This window comes from Nocardioides sp. GY 10127 (genome assembly GCF_004919085.1).
In the GTDB taxonomy this organism is placed as follows: Bacteria; Actinomycetota; Actinomycetes; order Propionibacteriales; family Nocardioidaceae; genus Nocardioides.
This window is the reverse complement of the sequence record NZ_STGL01000007.1, coordinates 1-16726: the sequence shown is the minus strand read 5'-3', so window position 1 is coordinate 16726 and position 16726 is coordinate 1. Positions and strand designations below refer to the sequence as shown.

The 16726-nt window shown below is 65.6% G+C and carries 13 protein-coding genes and 1 tRNA gene; 8 read left to right on the top strand and 6 right to left on the bottom strand.

What is annotated here, in order from left to right; genetic code table 11:
- The first annotated feature begins 153 nt into the window (after positions 1 to 153).
- The 4 genes from E8D37_RS12535 to E8D37_RS12515 all read left to right on the top strand — a co-directional run bounded on the left by E8D37_RS12535 (position 154) and on the right by E8D37_RS12515 (position 2772).
- A tRNA-Arg gene (locus tag E8D37_RS12535) sits at positions 154 to 227 on the top strand.
- A gap of 719 nt (positions 228 to 946) precedes the next feature.
- Complete coding sequence (locus tag E8D37_RS12525; RefSeq protein ID WP_136570144.1) at positions 947 to 1507, top strand: hypothetical protein; 561 nt, start codon at positions 947 to 949, stop codon at positions 1505 to 1507.
- 76 nt (positions 1508 to 1583) lie between these two features.
- A complete protein-coding gene (locus tag E8D37_RS12520; protein ID WP_136570143.1) occupies positions 1584 to 1931 on the top strand; it encodes a hypothetical protein in 348 nt (115 codons plus the stop codon).
- 640 nt (positions 1932 to 2571) lie between these two features.
- On the top strand, positions 2572 to 2772 hold the full coding sequence (locus E8D37_RS12515; protein WP_136570142.1) for a hypothetical protein: 201 nt from the start codon (positions 2572 to 2574) through the stop codon (positions 2770 to 2772).
- A gap of 102 nt (positions 2773 to 2874) precedes the next feature.
- Here E8D37_RS12515 and E8D37_RS12510 read toward each other — a convergent pair whose 3' ends face one another.
- Both E8D37_RS12510 and E8D37_RS12505 read right to left on the bottom strand, forming a co-directional pair.
- The gene (locus E8D37_RS12510) at positions 2875 to 3900 is read right to left on the bottom strand and encodes a site-specific integrase (RefSeq protein ID WP_168929745.1); all 1026 of its coding nucleotides are present in this window, start codon (positions 3898 to 3900) and stop codon (positions 2875 to 2877) included.
- A 134-nt stretch (positions 3901 to 4034) separates the two neighbouring features.
- Positions 4035 to 4685: a hypothetical protein gene (locus E8D37_RS12505; protein ID WP_136570140.1), complete on the bottom strand. Its 651-nt coding sequence runs from the start codon at positions 4683 to 4685 to the stop codon at positions 4035 to 4037.
- A gap of 157 nt (positions 4686 to 4842) precedes the next feature.
- Between E8D37_RS12505 and E8D37_RS12500 the strand changes: the two genes are divergently transcribed.
- The 4 genes from E8D37_RS12500 (at position 4843) to E8D37_RS12485 (ending at position 13164) form a co-directional block, all read left to right on the top strand.
- Positions 4843 to 5025: a helix-turn-helix domain-containing protein gene (locus E8D37_RS12500; protein WP_136570139.1), complete on the top strand. Its 183-nt coding sequence runs from the start codon at positions 4843 to 4845 to the stop codon at positions 5023 to 5025.
- The gene (locus tag E8D37_RS12495; protein WP_136570138.1) at positions 5022 to 10178 is read left to right on the top strand and encodes a hypothetical protein; all 5157 of its coding nucleotides are present in this window, start codon (positions 5022 to 5024) and stop codon (positions 10176 to 10178) included. The genes E8D37_RS12500 and E8D37_RS12495 overlap by 4 nt, the downstream gene beginning before the upstream one ends.
- A complete protein-coding gene (locus tag E8D37_RS19885; protein ID WP_168929744.1) occupies positions 10175 to 11656 on the top strand; it encodes a hypothetical protein in 1482 nt (493 codons plus the stop codon). The genes E8D37_RS12495 and E8D37_RS19885 overlap by 4 nt, the downstream gene beginning before the upstream one ends.
- Before the next feature lie 83 nt (positions 11657 to 11739).
- Positions 11740 to 13164 (top strand): DEAD/DEAH box helicase, encoded by a 1425-nt coding sequence (locus tag E8D37_RS12485; RefSeq protein WP_168929743.1) that lies wholly within the window; start codon positions 11740 to 11742, stop codon positions 13162 to 13164.
- A gap of 14 nt (positions 13165 to 13178) precedes the next feature.
- Here the strand turns inward: E8D37_RS12485 and E8D37_RS12480 are convergent, their stop codons facing one another.
- From E8D37_RS12480 to E8D37_RS12465, 4 genes are all read right to left on the bottom strand, one after another.
- Entirely contained in the window at positions 13179 to 14327 is a 1149-nt protein-coding gene (locus E8D37_RS12480) for a DUF5677 domain-containing protein (protein WP_136570136.1), read from the bottom strand.
- A gap of 19 nt (positions 14328 to 14346) precedes the next feature.
- Complete coding sequence (locus E8D37_RS12475; protein WP_136570135.1) at positions 14347 to 14772, bottom strand: hypothetical protein; 426 nt, start codon at positions 14770 to 14772, stop codon at positions 14347 to 14349.
- A complete protein-coding gene (locus E8D37_RS12470; protein WP_136570134.1) occupies positions 14769 to 15269 on the bottom strand; it encodes a hypothetical protein in 501 nt (166 codons plus the stop codon). The genes E8D37_RS12475 and E8D37_RS12470 overlap by 4 nt, the downstream gene beginning before the upstream one ends.
- 486 nt (positions 15270 to 15755) lie before the next feature.
- Positions 15756 to 16205: a hypothetical protein gene (locus E8D37_RS12465; RefSeq protein WP_136570133.1), complete on the bottom strand. Its 450-nt coding sequence runs from the start codon at positions 16203 to 16205 to the stop codon at positions 15756 to 15758.
- Positions 16206 to 16726: the final 521 nt, after the last annotated feature.

Sequence of the window (16726 nt, the reverse complement as noted above, 5' to 3'; positions counted from 1 at the left end):
AGGGACGTGTCCGGCCTCGGGCCGGCTCGGGGAGCCGGGAGGCAGGTGGGGTGTCAGCGTCGGTGGGACGGTAGCCCGGACCGTCCGGTTCCGGGCCGGGACGCGTGGACCGGTATCCTCACCGGGCGTCGCGGCCACCGGCCGACGGCTCCCGCCTCCGTAGCTCAGCTGGATAGAGCAGCGGCCTTCTAATCCGCCGGTCGCAGGTTCGAATCCTGCCGGGGGCGCTCGAAGTCTCCGCAGGTCAGGCACTCGCCCTGGCCCGCGGAGCTGCGCCCATCCGCGCCGGCCGGTGCGTCCAGTCCGCAGAGAATCCGCACGCACAGAATTTTCGTGGTGCGCGCACGAAGACGCAGCCCTACTTCGTCAGGCAGAGAGTCGCGCTGTAGGCGATGCCACTCCGCGTGGGCAGGGAAGTGAACCCGACGAAGTGCGCACCGTCTGGACAGCCGAAGTTGGGATCACCGTCGACGGATGCAACGAGGACGTACGTGCCCGCCGGGGTACTCGAACTGGGCTCGAGCGCACTCAAGGCCTCCACCTGAGCGACGAGCCCGTCCAGGGTTTCGGCTTGCTGGGGTGAGAGCTTGCCGGGCGCCCCGGGCGCCCCGGGCGCCCCGGGAGCCCCTGGCGCCCCTGCCGGCCCCGCGCTCCCCGCTGGACCTGGCACTCCAGCGGCTCCCCTTTCTCCCTGCTCGCCTCGCAGTTGACCTCGCAGCAGGAACGCACCACCGGCCCCTCCGGCGAGGCCTGCGACAAGAGCTGTCGCGGCCACGGCAGCGACCATGCCGGCACTCGACTTCTGCACGGTCTCAGACTGTCAGTCCAGCCCTGTCTGGGAGGAGCACGTTTAGACAGGGGCTTGGTTGTTGCCCCTGCCCGATTTCACGACGGGGCACCCTCCCCTTGTGCCTTGGGCCTCGGCGCCGTGAGGCTGTCCGCGAGCATGAGCGAACGCAAGGAGGATGGCGCGGTGAAGGCGAGATACCTCGAGGCCGAGCAGCGGGGAATGCTGGTGGCCATGGCGATCCTCCGTCGGGAGTTCGACTCGGTCGAGGACATTTCCCCGGGCGGTTCGCCCGCTCTCTTCAACCTGGTGGCGTCAGTTTCCGGGGGCACACATTCCGGGGCCGTCTCCGCCGACCTTCTTGCCAGCCGCGGCGACCTACGAGTCGCCGCTGAGGTCAAGTCCCGTGGCGGCTATGGCGACGTCACCTTTGTCGACCGCGAGATGCGGACCGCCGCGGCACTTGGAGACCGGTGGCAGATGCTGTGCGTCTTCAACGTGACGCAGCCGCACCCAGTCGAAGTGTGGCGACTGAACGGACTGTACGGGACGAACTTGACGCTCACACGGGAGGAGACCCGGCCCCTCGGCGTGGCCCGAGGCGTCAGCGATGAGGCCCGGTTCTCGTTGTCCCTGGCCATGGTGCAGGCCCGGGGCCTTCGCTTGGACGTGGGAGGGCTCCTACCGGAACACGCGTGGATGGGCCCTTCGCGGGATTAGCCCATCCGTCGGAACTTCCTGGCACCGCCGCAACATCGGCCCCCCCGAGGGGCCAGCCTCTGATGTCATCTCCCACATGACGCGCGTCCCGCCTCTGCTGCTGCTCGCCCTGGTTCCCTGGGTCGTCAGCTGCGGCGGCAGCGACGAACCTGGAGTGAGTGAGCTGGCTGCCTTCTGCGACGCCGTACACGACCCGACTAATCAGGTTGCCGGGGTCACGGGCGCCGACGGCATTCTCAGCGTTCCGGCCGTTGGTGACGCCCTGACCGCCTTGGAGAACAGCGCGGCCACGGACCCCGAGTGGCAGAACAAGATCGACCTCATGGTGTCGCTTGCGAACGACCCGACCACCGCGACCGCCTTCCGGGACGGCGTCCTCCAAGTCGGATGCGAGAACGACTTCCCGAATCGCTATGGGGACTAGAGATGCGCGGGAGCCTCGCACGCGGCCGGCGCGCTGGTAGCGAAGGACTGGCGGCGAAATAGTGGGGCGTCGACCAAGGTCCAGGTCCCCTGCCTACTTGTTAGATCCACGAACAACGTGCCACTCGGAGACAAGCGCAACGTCCGCAAGCTCAGTCACGCGGCCCTAACGAGGTTTCGCGGACGATTCGACCGGGAGCGCGGGGCACATGTTCCGAGCGCGTCCGTAGCCTGCGGCCGAGGGGATGCCCAGCGAGTACCTGACCGCCGATGGTGAGCCGTTCGCCGCTCGGCTCGCCGGGTCTAGCGAGCCCCCAGTTTCGAGAGGTGGTGCCTCTGATACCCCATCCCTACGGCCAGGGAATGGGCGACAGATTCCGGCAGCACGCTGCTCATCCGGCCAAGCGGCCGAAGCGCCTCGCCGACAAGCCCGCCGTGTGACACCCCGGTATCACAAGTGGTGATGGGGATAGTCGACGCGACCCACCGGGACTCTGCGCCCAAGCGTGACCCGCGCCATAGTGCAACCGGGGAGGCCCAACACGGAGCTCGGGCACCGTCCACACGTGAGCGGCACCTCGAGAGTGTCGCCGCGAGACCCGGCCATCCATCCCTGGCCGACCACCCCGAAAGGTCCCACCATGCCCACCCTGCCCCACCTTCGTATCACCACGCCCAGAGCCGTCTCCGTCGCCGGCATCCTCGTCATGATCGGATGCTTCGCCTTCTTCTTCCACGACGCTCCTCAGACCGCGGAAGACTTCCAGGCCCCCGTCAAGAAGCAGGAGTGCATCGCCACGAACGACGAGCCGGGCTCCAACACCGACTGTCCGTCTGAGTGACGCCCTCCTCGGCCGGAGCCGGCGGGCAACACCTGTCCGCCGGCGCCGCCCGCCGGCCGGGAGCGGCCCCCCAAGCCCCTGACAGGGCACCAGGCGCCGGGCCTAGGAGCCCGGGAAACGCGAGACGGCGACACCACCCACAGCAAGGGCCTGGAGCGCGGCAACGTTCAGCCGCTCCGCGACTTGGTCCAGGTCGTCGTCGAACAGATCGGCGTACACGTCGAGCGTCATCGCTGCCGTCGAGTGCCCCAACATCCTCTGGACGGCCTTCACATTGGCTCCCGACTGCACGGCCAGCGAGGCGGCCGTGTGCCTCAGGTCGTGAATCCGAAGGCCCTCGAGCCCGACAGCCTTGAGAGCCGGGGCGTATCGCCTGGCCCTGAAGTTGCTGTTGCTCCACGGGCCGCCGTTCGGCGCGCTGAAGATGAGGTCGTCTGGGCCCTTGCCCGTCATCTGAGCCTCCAGCTCGGACACGACGAATGCTGGGATCGGAACGCTGCGGGTGGCGTGATTCTTTGGAGTGCTGACGGTCAACTTCCCGCCGATCTCGGAGAACGTCTGCCGCACGTGCAGCCGCGCCCGGAGGAGATCGACGTCCCGCAGGCGCAGGGCGGAGGCCTCGCTCCACCGCAGCCCTCCGTATGCGAGCACCAGGAAGAGCACCCGCGAGTCACCCATGTGACCCGCGAGGGCGTGCACCTGGGCGTGCGTCAGATACACGTGCGTACGGTTCTTGGGCGCCCTGGGAACCATCCCCTTGGTGCTGCCTGCGGCAGACTTGGCTGGGTTGCGGCTGAGCCGACCGTCCTCCACGGCCAGGTCCAGAATCGAGCAGAGAACCTGATAGGCCTGCTTCTTGCGCCCAGCGCTCATCGCACGGCGTTGTGTCGCAGACGCCGCCCCCTTGGCCGGCGCCACGGTGAGCCGAGACACCCAACCCTTGATGTCTGGGTAAGCCAGCCGGTCGAGCCGGACCTTCCCAAACCGCGGGCCGATATGGGTGTCGTACAGCGATCGATACCCGGCCAGCGTCTTCGGCTTCACATTGAGGGAGTCGAACCAAAGGGGCGCGAAGTCATCCAACGTCACGCGCCCACGAGACGGGTCCGTCCAGTCGTTGCTGCGCATCCGCAGCTCCTGCTGCTGAGCCCAGGCTGTCGCCTCGCCCTTCGTCTGGAAGGTACGCGTTCGCTCTCGACCGTCAGGACCCCGATAGCGACCTAGCCACTTTCCTGGACCTCGCTTCGTCGCACTGGCCATCTCTACGCCTCTCCTAGAATCCGTCTCCCGGTCGCCAGCTCAATCAGGTGCGCTCGGAGGGCGCGCGCTTCCGCTGTCAGCCCTCCGGACTTCTCGGCCGCCAGAAGCCCGGCCTTCCTGGCTCGGTTGACCCTTTGCATCGCGGCCGGTTGGCCGATCTGCCGCCGGGCCGCGATCAACTCGAGCGGCGCGACTCCGACGGCACGAGCCGCCGTGTAGTCGGAAGCGTCCTGGAGCATGTGCCATTGCGTCCGCTGAGACGGCGTCAGGCGCCCTGACTCCAGCTCAGCCATCGTCAGGCCGCTAGGCCGATCAAGTAGGGACATGAGCCGGCGGTCAGAGCGGTATTGCTTGGCCGCGGCAAGTGGGACCGAGCGCCAAGTGGATTGCGTGAGCGGGGCGACCTGGCCGAGAGCGAGGCAGTCAGCCAGGTACGCGAGCCTCTCCTTGAGCATCGCCAGTCGCCGCTGATCAAGCGTCGCCAAGTTCGCCCTTGGTTCCACCTCCACCCCGATCACCTCCCACGCGTTCAGTCGGCCGAACCAGATGGCCCCGAATTGCTCGACACCCTCCATCAGCACTGCCTCAACCTCGGGGCTTTCCTCGCTCGAGAGCAGGCCGCTCGGCTTCAGTGCCTCCGCCACACCATTCATGTTCGTACTGTAACAGTAGACAACAGTACGAGCCACTGCTAGCTTGGGCTTTGGAGCCAGAACAGGCAGCACTCGAAGCCAACACAGGAACGCGTCTCACAGAAACAGTTGCGCGGCCCAACCGGACCGCATTGACGCTTCGAGAGAGGTCAGGGCTATGCCCGTTGAACCGTTCGTGGACATCCGTGAAGTTGCCGAGTTCCTCGGCAAGGAACGCGCCTGGATCTATGACAACCAGGCACGACTTGGCATCCCCCGATGCCGGATTGGAAAGCACTACCGCTACCGGCTGACCGAGGTGGCGCGCTGGATGGAGCAGAACCGGGTGGCCGGCTCATGACTTCATTCTGGGAATCGCTCAAGCGCACCAGCAAGGCCCTCGGCGGCACTCTTGCTGCCCCCACTGGCGTGGTCCTCGACCTCGCCCAGATGCCGTTCGACGACAAGGACGACGACTTCGGGTCTGTCGTCAACGCCATCTCCAGCCGTGCGGCCGATGCCGCCGGCCTCATGACACTCCAAAGCACCCGCGCCACGGGCCTCGCGGTGGACGCCCTCAACGGCGCCAACTGGCTCCTAGACATGGGCCTGAACCGCCCGATCTCCACCCTCGCCACGATGAGCACGCACCAGGAGGCGGCTACCGCCGGCCTGGATCGGTTCAGCGCGGACGGCTTGCTTGCGTCTGCGGCTATCGCGGGCCACGTCTGGGCGAGCCCCGACGACTGGGCCGCCGCCTGGAAGCAGTCGGACGACCAGAACGCCGGCCAGTCCCTGGCGAACATGCTCGTCTACAGCAACGCAGACGGGTTCGACCCGCTGGACTACGGCAACGCCTACGACGAGCGCACCTCGCAGGAGCACCCCGGCCAGGCGGCCGGGATCTCCTGGGGCGCCAACATCGCGGGCATCCTGCTGCTCGACCCGACGGGCCTGGCCCTCAAGGCCGGAGGCGTGGCGGTCAACACCGCCCGCTTCGGCGAGCTGACGGCCGGCGAGCGGGCCGGCTTCCTGAAGGCCGTGACGGGCGGGGACTCCACCCTCACGTCGCGGACCGACAACTACCTCGGCTTCATCAACGGTGCCAACAGCCAGTCCCGGGCGCTGACCGCCCCCGAGATCCTGGCAGCCACCCCGGAGCTCAACCGGTACGGCACCAACCCCCAGGTGGTCGCCGGCCTGCTGGCCGACGCCCAGAAGCTGAAGGACCCGGCCCTGGTGCGCGACACCCAGCGCCGCGTGCTCGCCGTGGCGATGGGCGACCGTTCCCAGATCGCTCGGCTGGAGAGCGAGAAGATCGCTCCCGCCGAGATCACCGACGCCCTGAAGAACTACTCCAAGGGCTCGGTCCTCGACCTCACCACCACAACCCTGCGCCCGGAGCTGAAGAGCAACCCGGCATTCATCCAGCACCTCGAGAACCAGATCAAGAACCTCGACAACGAGGGATCGGTCCAGAAGTTCGTGGATGACTGGAACGGTCGCATCGACCTCCAGACCGGCACCGACTCCACCCTGCGCCACGCCCCCGCCTACCACGGCGTGGGTGCGCGTGCGCTCGGGCGCGAGAACAACCAGTCGCTGGCCCAGAAGCTCGCGGCCAAGCACGACGCCGTGGACGCCTGGGCCGCTCGGCGGGCCAAGGACGGCGCCTCTGCCTCCACCGTCTTCCAGAAGTCGGCCGCTCACGTCCCGCTGGTCGTGATGCGGACGGCCGGCGTGCCGATGAAGGTGTACACAAAGGCTCCTGCCACCGTCTCCAAGGCGCTGCGCCAGGCCCACTTCACCGGCGTGGTGAACCTTGATGAGTGGGGCCGGGCAGGCACTGAGCTCGACTCGATGATGCGCCTGTCGAGCGTGGCGGACGACACCCGACGAGCGATGCTCAACCGCGTCTTCCTGGCTCAGAACGAGACCGAGAAGATGAAGCTCATCGAGGAAGTGGAGCACCACTCCCTCCAGAGCCTGGCGGCGGAGTTCAACGCCAAGGCGGGCGAGAAGACCGGCACGATCATCGACTCCGACCTGATCCGTGCGGTGATGGAGAAGGGCTCGCGCACCCGCGCAGCCCGTACCTCCGCCATCCGTGGCCGGGCCTACGCCGCGACGGAGCAGACCCCCGAGCGCCAGGCCGTCCTCAACGACACCATGCGTGCGCGGAACGCGGCCAAGGTCGAGGACTCCACCTCGTCCTGGGGCGCGCCCGCCAAGGACCGCACCTGGCGTGTGGACGAGATCCCGGACGAGTCCGGGATGCCGGTCCACCTCCCGCTGCTGGAGACCCAGCTGGCGAACAAGGTCCCGCTGCTCGACATCCACACGGCCCGCAAGGCGATGGAGCGCGAGTTCGGCACCCTGGGGAAGCTCTCCAAGGCGTGGAAGCGTGACGCTGCCGAGTTCAACCGCCTGTGGCGGATGAAGAACGCCGGCGCCGAAGGGCTCGACCGTGCCATCACGGCTCGAGCCACGGCGATGGACATGCTGGTCGATAGCTTCGCCTCGCTGACCAGGCTGTGGAAGTTTTCCGTCCTGTTCCGCCTCGGCTACCCCGTCCGCGTCTTGATGGACGAGGAGGCCCGCATCTGGGCCCGCCTCGGCACGGCTGGCTTCATGGGACACGTCGGTCGCAACACCGGCGAGGCCCTGGGCAACCTCGGGTACAACGCCGTGGGCCGCAGGGTCGAGGCCGAGCGCGGCCTGCGCCGGCTCCAGACGGAGCACAGCGAGATCAAGGCCATGCTCGACGACGACCTCACCGAGGCGTGGCACGCTCGCTACGCCGACCTCACCAAGCTCCAGCGCTCGGTGGGCGGCATCCGTGGGCAGATCACCAAGTGGCGTGCCGCTGCGGAGGCCGGTGACGCCGGCGCTGCGGCGAAGGCGGACAAGGCTGAGCAGACGCTGGCCCAGAAGGAGGCCCACCTGGCCTACCTCCAGGAGAACCTGGGCGAGTCCCCGGAGCAGCTCACCCGGCGCAAGGCGCAGATCGAGGAAGCCCTCATGGCAGGGCGCAAGGGGCTCCTGGAGCCCAAGCGCCACCTCGGCGAGCAGGACATCACCATCGACGGGCAGACGCTCGAGGGCGCCTACGGCGGCCAGTACGGCGCGCTGACTCGCGATGCTGCTTCGTCGGCCGACACCTACGAGGCGCAGATGCGCGGCGTGGACGACCAGTCCGTGAAGCGCATGATGACCGGGGCCTACCGGACCATCCAGCCCACCGAGGCCGGCTACCTGGACGCCTGGGCGGACACGCTCAACTATCAGGTGCGGAACTCCCCGGCCGCGATGTTCTTCCTCAAGGGCGGCAGTGTCGAGGACTTCGCCGCCTGGGTCCGCTCCCCCGAGCAGGCCGCGCTGCGGCGGAGGCTTCCCCACTTCGCCGCAGACCCCGAGGACTGGGGCCACCGCATCCAGTCCATGCTCCTGGACTACGTGCCCAACGAGGGCGTGAGGGATGCTCTGGTCAAGGGTCGCGTCTCGGCTCGTCAGCTCAACAAGCTGACCGCCGAGGGCCTGCGTCCCGCCGTCCACGGCATGGCCGCTGGCGACACCCTGGGCTCCAACCAGGGTGTGCGGCTGGTGGGCAACGCGCTGAACAACGTCATGCGGTACCTCTCCGAGGTGCCCACCGACCAGCTCTCGCGGCACCCGTACTTCGTGTCGATGTACCGCACCCACGCCCAGGACGTCATGGACGTCCGCAAGGCTGCGGGGCAGACGCTGTTCAACCAGGCCGACCTGGACGACATCGCCCGCATCGCCCGGAAGCGGGCCATGACGGACGTGCGGAACACGCTGTTCGACCTCTCCGCCCACAGCCACGCCGCGCACGTCATGCGGTTCATCAGCCCGTTCTTCGCCGCCCACCAGGAGGCGCTGACGCGCTGGTGGCGGCTGAGCTCGGAGGACCCGTCGATCCTGCGCAAGATCGCTCTCGCCTTCGACGCGCCCCGCTACGCGGGCATCGTCATCGACTCCGAGACCGGCGAGCCGGTGAAGCCCGGCTCCCTGCCGAGCGTGAACCACCGCATCCTGCTCCAGATGCCCGGCAAGGACATCACCGAGGACCAGTCCAACTGGTACATCAACGAGGCTGCCTTCAACCTCATCATGCCCCAGGGGCCGACCAACCCCGGTCTGGGTCCGATTGCTCAGCTGCCCATCGACTACTTCGCCAAGAAGTACGCCGAGGAGCCTGACATTGCCCGGCTGGCAGCGGTCTTCAACCCCTACCCGTCGCAGTCGACGGTGGACTCCCTGATCCCTGCCACGATGAAGCGTGCGCTGGCCTACGGCGAGTCCGACGCAGCGCCGGGCGTGGTGAGCGACGTCCTCAAGACGCTCGACACCACGGGCATCGGGCTCCAGGAGTACAACTCCGCCCTGGCCCAGGAGACCCAGGACATGACTGTGGACTTCTGGGTGAAGAACGGGCGGGAGCCCACGCAGGCCGAGCGCAACCAGATCCTGGACGACGCCGCCAATGAGGCGTCCTCGCGGATGTTCCACCGTGTCCTGTGGAACAGCCTGTCCCCCGCCCCGGCCACCCCGCAGTCGCGGTACGCCGTGGTCCAGCAGGGCTGGTACCAGATCCAGGAGCAGGCCCGTGCCGAGGGCAAGGACTTCGACTGGGCCTACGACAGGTTCAAGTCCAAGTACGGCGAGGCGTACCTGCCCCTGATCTCCTCAGGGGCGGAGAACCCCGCCGGCATCAGCACCGCTGACTCGGCGTGGGTGGAGGCCATCAAGACCTACAAGCCGGTCCTCCAGAACGTCGACCCCGCCCTCACCAGGGCGGTGATCGGCGGGTATGCAGCCGAGATCGAGGCCAACGATCCCGAGTACGCCGAGTACAACCAAGTCGCTCGCAACTGGCTGCGGGACGAGCAGGTGCAGACCGGCTCGTCGGACACCTACTACTCCTACGCCGACCCTCGGGCGGCGATGGAGGACGCACAGGTGGCACGAGGGTGGAGCAAGTACAACGCCCTCACCTCGGGGCTGGAGAACGCTGCCGAGCAGATGGGGTTGTCGTCGTATGAAGACAGTCCCCCGCTTGTCGCCGTTAAGCGACAGGCCGTGGCTCAGCTCCAGGCCGAGAACGATGCCTGGGCGGCGGACTACGGCACGGTCGACTCGACCAAGTTCGACCGCTACATCGCCGACCTCACGACGATGACGCAGACCCCGAGCCTGGCGAACGACCCGACTCGCACGGACATACAGATGCTCGGCTTGTACCTCGCCGTTCGACAGCAGTTCGTGACCTACTTCGAGGCGTCGCTGGCCGCGGGCAACGGAGGACCCGACGCTGCCTCCCAGGCCGGCGTCCGGGCCTTCTACACCGAACTGGTGGACCGCATGGTCCGGGGCGACACTCAGTTCCAGTCGTACCTGTACGACGGGCTGCTCGAGAGAGACCCTCTGCTGCTGCGCTCATATCCACTGGTGACGGCGCCGATCAGCGCAGCACCGGATGGGTCCGAGTGAGCAGCCTGCCCAAGGCCGTGGAGATGGCCGGCGCCTTCGCGCTGGCCGTCTCCCGGTCGGGCGAGGCAATGTTCATCGGCGAAAGCAATAAGCGTCTGGGGTACGCGCCAGTGCACGAGGCTGCCGCGTCGGGGACCGCGTACGGGGTCGTGCCGGTGGACTCCGTCGCGGCGCTCGACCTGGATACCCCGGAGTTGCGCACCTGGGCTGCCCCAGTGCAGGCCTACTTGCAGTCTCAGGGCTGCCGAACTGTTCTGTGCAACAGCGGGCGGCCGGGGCACCAGCACCTATGGGTGCTGATGCCGCCCGGCTGGAGCTACGAGTACCTGAAGGCTCGACTCGAGACCGCTGGTATGACGCCGCCCCGATGGGACGTCGTCCGCGGCGGCATGACGAGACCCCCCTACGCGCCTCACAGACTCGGGGGGCGGTCGGAGATCGTTGATCTCGACCCCGCCGCGGCGCTCCGGTGGTTCCGGGAGCAGCGTCCGGGTCGAATACCGGACAAAGTCGAACAAATGTTGTGGTGGTTAGACCCCCAGCACGTGGTGTCCAAGCGAGGCGTCATCGACCGTGGGCGCACCGTCTACAAGGCGGCGGTCGTGCTGGTGAACCACCGCTGCACCTTCGAGGACTTCACGGGGCTGCTCGCCGCCAAGGAAACAGCGGTGACATCCAAGTTCCACGAGCTGCCACCGGCAAGACGCGCCGACTACGCCGACGAGGTCTGGAGGCGGGCCACCGCCTTCGTGCGAGAGAACCCGCCCTCAGCGGTCTCCCGACCCCGCGTACACGCGCTAAGAGCGCAGATGGGACTCCACGCCTGGAACGCGCGAACAGGCGCCTCGGACCGAGCCGTCTATGCAGCGCTGCTCGGCATCGCCGATGAAGCGTCCAGCCTGCTGGTGGACGCCTCACTACGGCGCCTCTCGGACGCTGCCGGGGTGTCGCCCGGCACCGTCAGCCAGTCGCTGCTCCGCCTCGGTGATCTTGCCCTGATCAGGCGACTCGCCGACAGGAGAACCGAGGCTGGGGCCTCGTTCTCCTATGAGCTTCTACAACCACGGGAAGCGAAATCTTTGCCAGTTACACACACATTGCCTTTACTACGGGGGCCGAAGGCTATGTGTGCAGAAGAGAGCAAGATTCTCGAGGATATCTTCTCGAACGGGAGCGGCCTCGGCCTGTCCTGTCGCGAAACCTGGGAGGCGGCGGCGGAATATCCGGCAACGGCCAAAGCGATATGTCAGATGCGCTGCACCCCAGTCGCTCACGCCACGGTCCTCAAACATCTGCGGACACTAAGAGACTCTGGCCTTGTGGAGAAGCGCGGACATACCTGGACGCGCGTGAACCCCACCCTCGAGCAGATGGATCGTCTCTCCCGGCTCTTGGGCGTGAAGAACAAGGCAGCTCGACGACGAGATCGGCATACCCGCGAGCGAACCGATTTCCGCCAGCGCTTCAACCGGCCCTAATCGGCCCTGCACCAATCAATAGCCAATCCGATTTACCCCTTGAATTGGGGTCAGTTTCGGGTACCCCGAAAGGCCACGCCAGAATGCCCTCTCAGAAGCCCCAGAATCGCCTCTCAGGCGCGAACACGACACTCGATAACCTCCCCTTCACCAGAAGCGCTCAAGGCCCGCAGAACGCGCTACAGGCCCACCAGCGCGATGGGGTGCTGTGGTTGACCAAGCAAGGAAATGAGCGCGCACTGCTGGCCGACGAGGTCGGGCTGGGGAAGACCGCCACGCTGATCGTCTCGATCCAGCTACTCCTGGATTCAGAGGAACTCCCCTTCGCCGGCCGCCACCCTCTGAGTCGTGTCCTGTGGGTGACGGACGTAAGCCTCATCGACCAGACCCTCGACGAGTTCGGACTATTCGCCCCGGGCATGGTCGTCATGACCGCCACCGCGAAGGAGATCGCCAGCAGCCGCTGGCAGCAGGAGATGCGGCGCCTAGGCCCGGCCGATGTGCTCATCGTCGGGTACGAGAGCGCGACCGCAAGGCAGGCCTGGCTCGGGACCCACGACTTCTCCATGCTGGTACTGGACGAGATCGGCAAGCTCCGCGGGGGCGGCAAGACGTGGGAGGCGATCAGAGGCTTCCAGACCGTCGCCACTCGACGAGTCGTCGGGGTAACAGCGACCCCCTTGGAGAATGAGCCCCGCGAGTTGCACCGCATCCTTGCTGCCATCGGGACACCGGGCCTGTGGAACACCCGGGAATTCGAGGACCTCGTCGAGTGGGAGCAGTTCGTGGACCCGCGGACGGGCGCCGTCTCACGAAGGCCGCTCGGATGGCTCAACGACTCAGCGGCGGCAGAAGTCCGCGCGTTCCTCAGCGGGTGCATGCTCCGCAGGACGGCGGAGGAGGTTGGGCTCCCCCTACCCCAGAACGCTACCGCCGAGCCCGTCGAGTGGGTGCCCCTCAACGAAGAGCAGCGGGCTGCGTACGACGCCGCCCGCCGACTGGCGCAGCCTGCCGCGACCTTCCACGCACGGCAGAAGGCTGGCCTGACCGCTCCCGAGTCGTCCGCGGTCTTGGACAGGCTGGTGGAGATCCTCCAGGAAAAGAACAGGCCAGCGATCGTGTTCAGCGAGTACCTGGACCTGCTCGACCGGATCGAGCAGCGACTCACCGGCGCCGGCATCACTTGGGCCACGGTGAGCGGCGAAGCGAAGGACGCCGCCAGAGCGTCCGCACTGGAGCGGTTCCGTACCGGTGAGGCTCAGGTCCTCATCGGCAATGTCGTCCTGGAGCGAGGTCTGAACCTCCAGCACTGCAACCTGCTCATCTCCGTGGGATCCAGCTGGAACCCCGCTCGAGAGGCACAACGCGAGGGACGCATCCGAAGGCTGGGGTCCGCACACAAGACGTACGAGCACGTCACTCTGATGCCGGCTACATCCCTGCATGGAGCCCAGAGCGCGGTGCTGCAACGCAAACGAGCAATTGCCGTCAACGTAGGACTCAGCTGAACTCACACCACGTGTCAGTCCAGGGGAACTTCTCCGTCGATCGGATCGAATCGGAGTCCCATTTTAGCCAATTCCGCCTGTAACTCCAGTTCGGCAGAAAGGACTCGCTCCTCGGCCTCAACAAAGGCCTCTGCGGAAGCTTTGCGAAGCGTCTCAACCACCGAACAGATAAAAACATCAAAGGCCGCCATTGGCATGACCGATGAGGTGAGCGAGACGTAGCACCGGTGCAGGTTGGACGCCGCGAACTCGGCGGGATCGGCGAGCATTATATTCGTCTGTCCAGTGAGAACCACAAAGCGCCCTCCTCGCTCAAGTTGATTAAGCCGAATGGCACGCGCATCTGCATGAATTAGATGACTCGACCATTTATAGTAGCCGCGCTCATGATCGAGCCCTGCGAACTTCTCTAGATCCACGAACTTTGGCTGGCGAGGAAGACCCGCCAGTGAGGCCGCCCATGCGTACGGACCCTGAGAAAATCCCTTGCCGTATGTTAGGGAATGCGCATCACTGGACTCCCGAAGTTCTCTCATTTGTTCATCCGACAGTGGATCGTAGCCCAAAGTTGCAGCATTCTTCTGGAAGGTCAAGGCGTCGACATACGCGAGACACTCTCCATGAGCCAGATATCTTTCAGCGACGACCTCCGAGCCCGTCTCCTCGTAAATCTTCGAAATCGTTCCAGCGCGGACCGCGATCTCGTGCATTGTTCTGGTCAGGCTCAGGGCGCCCAGTGGATACCCCGCAGAAAGAAGTTCATGTATTTCTCGCGCAAGTCGAATAGCATTCGCAGTGAATTGACCCAAAATCTCCGATACCAATGAAGGATCGCTCGACATTCGCGCCCGCTTCTCAAAGTGGCGACTAGCGTCCTCAACAATTTCGATCAATATCTCGAGAGTGTCGAGTGCCTGACCCCAATGCGCCCGCAGTCGGTGCCGAAAGGCCAACCTTTCACTCGCTGCGTCCGCCAAAGCGGGCCCTTCTTCAGCAACGACCGTCGACCCGTAGGCGACACCCTCTTTCCGGAGTGCGTGAACAACTGCCATGAATGCATCCTCTACCGCTTCTCGGTTATCGAGCAGGCCAGCTTCGGATAGGCGCTGAAAGGCCACTTCAAAGTAGGCGCCGAAGTGATCGTTCGGATCTTCTTGATGCACCTTCACAATCCTCCTGTCGCTATTCGAGTATCACCGACGGAAAGTCGCCGGATTCGCTCTTGCCGAGGAGTGTGACACTGTCGCCGACCTCAATATCTACGCCGGGAACATAACTCTTCCCATTCCTATTTATGCGCACCTTTCGAGTTTCGTATTTTGGTGGCTGAAGCGGGTTGCTGGCGGGCCAGATTCCGGCCGGAGGCAGAACCTGTGCCGTCTCAAACGTCCGGGCCACGCAAAACGCTTCGGAATGCTGAACGACTATCAACTTTGCTTTGACGCGACTGAAACGCCCAATGCTTTCAGCGTCATCCGGATCCGAGACGTTCTCGGGCGGCGACGTGACACCGAAAACTTGACCGTCGCGCACACCATGTCTGCCGCCGCGATTGATGATGACCTCCACATCGGAAGTTATCCGTGCAATCTTTCCTGTGATCTTCATTCGCCCAACTCATTCTCGGGTGGTGGTGACTGATTCCGGGCATTAAACATGTTCATTTCGACTGTCCGCGCTTCCGGCGAAAGATGCCCCCAGTCGTCGATGCTTGCCCAGATAGAATCAATCTCGTTCCTCTGCGACCTTCCGTACGCTTCGAGCCAGTCGGCGACAGCTGGTCCGTGAACTTGAAGCCTCTTTGCGCGTATGTCCACAGCGCGCCGCTCGGTCTGTATAATTTCTCGCTGCATTCGCTGAGCCTGGGCTAAGAGATGTCGGATTCCGGCTGACGCCTGTTGGGCTGCCACCGACTTCCCGCGGTCGGCAGTAAGGAGATTCCCGATGATCCCGCCCGCTAGAAGGGCAACGACCTGCAGGGCAACCTGTACGACCACGGGTGGCTCGAACGCGACGCCGAGCCAGATCGCTACGAATGCGATCGCGACCGTTACAAGCGCTCCCAGAATGCGCGCGGTGGTGACACGCGTCCACAGGCTTGGCACGGATGCATCTTGTCATGTCTCAGCACCGAGCGATGGTCCAGTTCGAACACTCACCAGGGCCGAGCTCGGACTGGGGCACTTCATCGAGGCCCCGTAAGGGGGATGGGCCCAATGAACAGTCAAGGGCTTCCGCGTCATCATGGCGTTCAAGGCCAATCGAAACCGCCTGAGCCGCCCCACAAGCCTGCCCCGAAAGCATCTGACCGAAATTTCGCCACCTAGGTAGATCTGGTGAGGAGTAGGGGTAGGGGTGGGCCGGCGTTTAAAGACCCCGGGTCAAGTTGCCACCGTGCCGCCCAGAATCACAGCCACTCGCCGGGGCAGTCGTTCGACCCCGCGGGAGTTCCGGCCGCCTAGGGGGCGTCTCGCGCCCGGATGGTGCCGGCACCCCGGCCGGAGCCGCCTCGGACCCACAAACTTCTACGTGGACAAGCCGCAGAGGCCCTACTCCGCAGAGGGAGTAGGGCCGTCCAGCTGGTAGCAGACTTACGCTGCCGTGGCAAAGGAGCGACGGAACACCCAACCCGTCGCTCCGCCCTCGAGCGGGAGACGCTGGAGCAACCGAGCGCCAGGCTCAACGTCCTGGCGGAATCGCTCTCGGATCTCCTGCTCGGTCATGGACTGCGGAGCCACTACCCAGGTCTCGTCTTGGTGGTCGTCGCTCCGATAGGCCTGGGGCTCCCGCACGAGCGGACTGAACGTCCACTCGTCGGAGTATCTGAAGCCGGCCGCGCGCTCCTCACGGGTCAGGGCCCCGACTCGGTGCTCCACGGGGGTGGCATCGTAATCCCCCATGTTGCGCCTGGACACCTCGTCGAACCGCAACAGGACTCTCCCGAGGTCCAGCAGCTGCTTGGCCCTCACGACCAACTTGAGGTCCCCGTCCGGGCACTCGACGACAGTGACCAGCAGGTCAGGCATACTCAGGTTCGGCATGGCTCGCTCCCTTTTAGCGTCCGTGTCCAGTGGCCCCCCTGGCGTGTCCGCGCCTCGGGGGCCTTCTTCTGTTGGGGCAGAAACCTAGACCTAGAATTCGGGTTTGCCAACGGCGTCCAGCAATGAATGGCTTGACAATCGCACATTGTTACTGCTAGGCGATTGCCATCGGGGCATTTGCCGAGGTCGCCCAGTCCGCAGCCAGTCCGCAGGAACCCTGCGCCTCACTGGACTAGTCCAGAAGATCTGAGTCCGCCAGAACCCTTTGTTTGAGCGGCTCGTCCGGGCGTCCGCAGGTCCCACCGAGTCCCCCGGATCGAGGGCGAACAATCTTCTAATCCGCCGGTCGCAGGTTCGAATCCTGCCGGGGGCGCCGTGGGATGTCGCAGACCCGGCGGACCGTCAGGTCCGCCGGGTCTCGTGCCTCCGGGTGGGCGGTGTGGCAGCAACCTTCTTCGCCCCTTGGGCTCAAGGCGTGTCTGCAACACCTCGACGATGGGCGGGGTTGGGGTGGGGCAGAG